This window comes from Citrobacter sp. wls757 (assembly GCF_005280935.1).
Lineage (GTDB): Bacteria > Pseudomonadota > Gammaproteobacteria > Enterobacterales > Enterobacteriaceae > Citrobacter > Citrobacter portucalensis.
This window is the reverse complement of record NZ_SZWU01000015.1, coordinates 232062-237634: the sequence shown is the minus strand read 5'-3', so window position 1 is coordinate 237634 and position 5573 is coordinate 232062. Positions and strand designations below refer to the sequence as shown.

At 53.5% G+C, this 5573-nt stretch carries 4 protein-coding genes; 3 read left to right on the top strand and 1 reads right to left on the bottom strand.

Features of this window, described 5'->3' with window-relative positions:
* On the top strand, nucleotides 1-1997 hold a 1997-nt coding region (locus tag FDW94_RS02955; protein ID WP_249358263.1), incomplete at its 5' end, for a hypothetical protein.
* Nucleotides 1967-2683: a DUF3142 domain-containing protein gene (locus tag FDW94_RS02950; protein WP_137377101.1), complete on the top strand. Its 717-nt coding sequence runs from the start codon at nucleotides 1967-1969 to the stop codon at nucleotides 2681-2683. The genes FDW94_RS02955 and FDW94_RS02950, both read left to right, overlap by 31 nt.
* On the opposite strand, the gene cueR is transcribed toward FDW94_RS02950, so the two are convergent.
* Nucleotides 2680-3090, bottom strand: a complete 411-nt coding sequence (gene cueR, locus FDW94_RS02945) for a Cu(I)-responsive transcriptional regulator (RefSeq protein ID WP_048214774.1) — start codon at nucleotides 3088-3090, stop codon at nucleotides 2680-2682. The genes FDW94_RS02950 and cueR overlap by 4 nt on opposite strands.
* 290 nt (nucleotides 3091-3380) lie before the next feature.
* Between cueR and FDW94_RS02940 the strand changes: the two genes are divergently transcribed.
* Nucleotides 3381-5525, top strand: a complete 2145-nt coding sequence (locus tag FDW94_RS02940; protein WP_137377100.1) for a TonB-dependent receptor — start codon at nucleotides 3381-3383, stop codon at nucleotides 5523-5525.
* The last annotated feature ends 48 nt before the right edge of the window (nucleotides 5526-5573 follow it).

Genomic DNA, 5573 nt, shown 5'->3' with positions numbered 1-5573 from the left:
ACAGCCGCGACAACCTGCTGCGGCTGCTGAGCCAGGAAAAATCATTTGTTCTGCCCGTACAGTCGATGCCCGCAGATATCACCCGCTCCCGCGATTTCTATTTTGCCTATCACCCGCAATGGGATGAGGCTGCCCCGCATACAGCGGCAGCTCAGGTATCCGCCGCGGACAGCCCTCTCTCCCGACAGATGGCTGAGCTGAACATTAGCGCCGACGAAATAAATATCAACGACGCTGAGCTAGAGAACCGTCATGTTTCGAATAACGCCGGGAGCGTTAGCGCCTTTTTTGCCGCGCTGTTGGCCGATTCCACATTAACAGCGGAACAGCGTCAGGCCTTAGCCCAGGCGCGTATGGGACTGCTTTCTGGGGCAACCCGCGAGCAAATTGAGTCTTCTCTTGCCACCTTCCCGGCAGATTCTCAAGCTCTGCCCTATAAAAGCTATCTGGCAGCAGCCGCCAGTTTCTATGCCGGTGATTATGCCAGTGCCAAACGGGATTTCACTCAGTTGGCTACAAGCGACCGTCCGTGGTTAGCAGAGACCGCGCAATACATGCTGATGCGCACGGCGTTGAACAAGAGCAGTCAGAACAGTGTGGGCGAGTACGGCGATTTTGATATTGCGAAAATTAACCGCGAGGATGCCACTCAGGCTCAAGAGTTGGCGCAGGCCTATCTGCAGCGTTTTCCCCAAGGACTCTACGCTGACTCTTCACGAGGCATGTTGCGTCGCATCAACTGGTATTTACAGTCATGGCCGCAGCTGGCCGGGTTGTATGAACAGACGCTGAAGCAGTCGGCTGACGCACAGCAACTGCGCGAAAATGTCATCGAATACGATAATGTCTATGGCATGGCGTTCTACGACCAGTCCGTCGTTGAGGCCTTCCCCGACGCGCCGCGAGTCAGCTATATCGAGCTACTACGCGCGCTGCGCCTGGATAACAATAACAAACCGACGCTGACGCAGGCACAGCTCGACGCCAGCAAACCGGTGTTTGAACAAAGCCAAAAACTGCCGCTATGGCGCGATCTGCAACTGAATCTGTGGCTGGCAACGGGCAACTACGCGGCAATTATTCAGGCAGTTACGCCAGCGCAGAAACTTGCCGCTCACGATACCCTCGCCTTCAGCGAACAGGTGCTGTACGGCGAAGCGTTGATGGGCCAGAAAAAATGGGCCGAGGCGCGCAATTTCTGGCAGCAGTTGTTAAAACTCAGCCTGGATAACGAACAGCAGCAATATGTACAGGCTAAGCTTGCCGCCACGCTGGTGTATAGCGGCGACGTGGCAGCGGTTTTCGCACCGAATAGCGCGGTGACCAACCTGCGCTTTCGTTCGCAGGTGCTGAAAACGCAGGCCACGCCAGAACTGCTGCGCCAGCAGGCCGTTCATGGCCCGAATAACGAAGAGCGTACCATTGCGTTGCATACGCTGCTGGTGCGGGATCTTACAGAGAATCGTTTTGGCGACTGGCTTACTGACAGAAAACTGGCCAGCGCGATTACATCACCGGTCATTGGCGAAGCGTTTGCTGACGTTAACCTGAGCATATTCGACTGGAATGGCGACACGGCGCAGGCGGGTTATACGTGCCGCAGCCTCAATGAAACGGTAACGGTATTGAGCAAAAAAGCGGATGATGCTCACGCGCTGAACTGCCTTGGCGAATTCTTCCGCACCACGCAAACACATGTCGACCTGTGGAAAAACAGCGCTGGCAACGACGTGCTTGAATCAGCTATTTCGCGTAAGAAACCGTTCGGCCAGTTCGACAGACAGAGCTACTACCAGCAGGTAATCACCTCACCCACCGCGGAAGTCGAAGATAAGAGCTTCGCGCTGTATCGCGCCATCATGTGCTATGCGCCATCAGGCGCTAACGAATGTGGCGGAGAAGACGTGGACAAATTGCAGCGTAAGGGCTGGTTCACCCAACTGAAAACGCAGTATCCGGGAAGCCCGTGGGCGCAAAAACTCAAATATTACTGGTAACCGCACTGCTTCTCGGCCAGGCACAGGCAGCGGATATCGTCGCCGCCCGTGAACATTCAGCCTTCTGGCTGTGGTCTGGGGTGAAAGCCAGTGACGAGCTGAAAGACGCGCAAACGGTTTATCTGCACCAGGGCGAGGTACTGGTTCGTTCCGGTAACGTGGTGTTCCAGCGCCTCGGACTGCCGGTCAGTCGTCTGTCTTTTCCCTCAATCTGGCTGACCGTACGCTTTACCACCCTCGACGTACCGGAAGAGATCCCGGCGCGTATCATACGGTTGATGCAGCGCTGGCAGATTGCAGGGAATCACGTCGTCGGCCTGCAGGTTGATTTTGACGCTGCGACCCATCAACTGACCGACTACGCCCGCTTTCTACAGCAACTGCGCCAACAGCTCCCGGCCGAGTTTGCGCTAGGCGTAACCGGACTACTGGATTGGGCAAAAACGGGCGACGTCGCTACGCTGAACGCGTTGGCGGTCGATGAACTGGTGGTGCAAAGCTATCAGGGGCGTCACACGGTGACGAATTATCAGGCGTATCTACCCGCGCTGAGCCGCCTGCGCATTCCATTTAAGCTGGGACTGGTGCAAAACGGTAACCAGGATCCACTGGCTGAAGCGCAGCTTGAGAAATCCCCGTGGTACCGCGGCACGGTGGTGTTTATGCTTAATCCCTCTCGCCGTTAAGCCTTCGCTTTGTGATGACTGCAACCGGAGAGATTATCCATAATCGGACATTCAGCGCTGTCATCGCCAGGGCAACTGTCTGCCAGCGCCAGTAAATGCAAGCGCATGGCCTGCAATTCTCTGATATGCCGCTCAATGTCAGCCACCTTTTCCAGGGTGCGCTTTTTCACATCCGCGCTATGACGCGCCGGATCGTTAAACAGGTTTACCAGCTCGCCGCACTCTTCCAGGTTAAACCCAACCTGCCGCGCCTGACGCAGCAACGTCAGTTCATTCAGATGCTGTTGGTTGTAAGTGCGATAGCCATTGTCACTACGCAGCGGCGGCGTCACCAGTCCTTTCTCTTCATAAAAGCGAATGGCTTTGCTGGTTAAACCGGTTTTTTTCGCAACATCGCTAATATTCACATTTCCCCCGCGGAGCTTGTTGGTGCTGAGCCACATTATAGCCCAGATTGCCGTAATCATTTACCCGAGAAATCTGCACATTATAAGCCAACAAAGAGATGAATAAATCCTTTCTATTCACATTGTTATACCCGATACAGATCACATTTCAGTATTTATTGACCGTACAAAATTGACTCAAATCAAAAGATATATTGGTTATGCATCTTTCATATTGAACAAAGGGAAACATTTTTATATACAAATGCGAATGATAATGATGATCATTTACATTTAATAAAGGTTCTCTTATGTTGCCACGGATTAACCAAAGGCCATTTATTCTTTCAGCCCTGACATTATGCATGTCCGGCGCTGCTTCTGCAGCTACCTCTACAACACACGCTTCAACGCCCGACGATGATACGGTGATCGTCACGGCTAACCGCTCTGAAAGTAGTCTCTGGGATAGCCCGGCAACTATTCAGGTTATCGATCGCCAGACGCTGCAAAACTCCACCAGCGTTTCTATTGCTGATGATTTACAAGATATTCCCGGCGTCGAAGTCACCGATAACGCCCTCGCTGGCCGGAAACAAATTCGTATCCGTGGCGAAGCCTCTTCGCGGGTGCTGATTTTGATCGACGGCCAGGTCGTCAGCTACCAGCGCGCCGGGCAAAACTACGGGGCCGGTTTGCTGATTGACGAATCCGCGCTGGAACGGATTGAAGTAGTAAAAGGCCCCTACTCTGTCCTTTACGGTTCGCAGGCGATTGGCGGTGTCGTAAACTTTATTACGAAAAAAGGTGGCGATAAGCCTCTCGGCGGCAGCGTTAAGGCCGTTTATAACTCCGCAACGGCAGGATGGGAAGAATCAGCAGCAGCCTGGGGCAGCATCGGAAACTTTGACTACCGCATCAATGGCAGCTATTCCGACCAGGGGGACCGCGATACACCTGACGGGAGATTGCCCGACACCAATTTCCGTAATAACGGCCAGGGCGTGTGGCTTGGCTACAATTTCGATCGCCATAAAATCGGACTCTCCCTCGATCGTTACAAACTGTCTACTCAAACCTGGTTTGACGATCCAGAGGGCCAGTTCGATGACTTTAGCGTCAAAATACCTAAGCTGGAACGCGAGAAAATCGGTCTTTTCTACGACTACGCGGCTGGCGGGGATTACCTGAGGAAAATCCATGTTGACGCATACACCCAGACAATAGAGCGCAAATTTGAAAACCGGGTCAAAACGACTCAGGTAATCCCCAGCCCGGCGATTAAAGCGCTGACGATAAACAATCAAACCAATACCAACGACAAACAGTATACCCAGGGGGTAACGCTGCAGGGCAATTTCTCCCTTCCCGCGAACAACGGGCTGGTGATTGGCACTCAATATCAGCATGACAAAATCAAACAGGACACGGACGGCAGTACGCGCCAGACCGCAGCTACCGGCTTCTTCGATACGCAAACCCGCACCCTGTCATACAACGAAGCGGAGCAAAGCAACACCTCATTGTTCGCGCAAAACGACTGGCGCTTTGCCGATGACTGGACCTGGACCGTAGGCGCACGCCAGTACTGGCTGTCTTCGAAGCTCAATCGCAACGATACGCAAACCCTGCAAAGCAGCGGCAGCACCTGGCATTCCACCGGGGGAAATTCAGTACACGATGATGAACTGGTGACCTCAACCAGCCTACGCTATTCCGGTTTTAAAGATCTTGAACTCCGGGCAGCATATGCCCAGGGCTATGTTTTCCCCACGCTGACTCAGCTGTTTATGCAGACGTCCGCAGGCGGAAGCGTGACCTACGGCAACCCAAACCTGAAGGCGGAACACTCGAATAACTATGAGCTGGGCGCACGGTATAAAGGGAATATGTGGCTGATTGACGGCGCCATTTATTACTCCGAAGCCAAAGACTATATCGCCAGCCTGGCCTGTTCAGGCCAACCCGTTTGCAGCGGTAATACCACCTCTTCACGGGGCGGCTATTACTACTACGAAAACATCGATCGGGCCAAAACCTGGGGCATGGAACTCACCGCAGAATACAACGGCTGGGCGGTTTCACCTTACCTGAGCGGTAATCTCATTCGCCGTCAGTACGAAGGCAATACCCTAAAAACCTGGGATACCGGCGAACCCACGCTGACCGGGCGTGTCGGCCTGAAACATACCTGGTTGATGAATGTCGCTAACGTGACGTCCGATGCCTTTATCCGCGCGGCGTCCAGCGCTAAAGATAATACCGGCACCACGGAAATCAACTACCCAGGCTGGGCCACACTTAACCTCGCATTCAACACCGAGTTCGGTCCGCAGGACCAGTATCAGGTCAACCTCGCGCTCAACAACCTGACCGATAAGCGTTACAGAACCGCACATGAATCTATTCCAGATGCTGGTTTCAATGCCGCCGTTGGCTTTGCGTGGAATTTCTGACGATGAAAAAGCTCATGATTGGCTTACTGAGCCTCGCCTGCGTTTTCA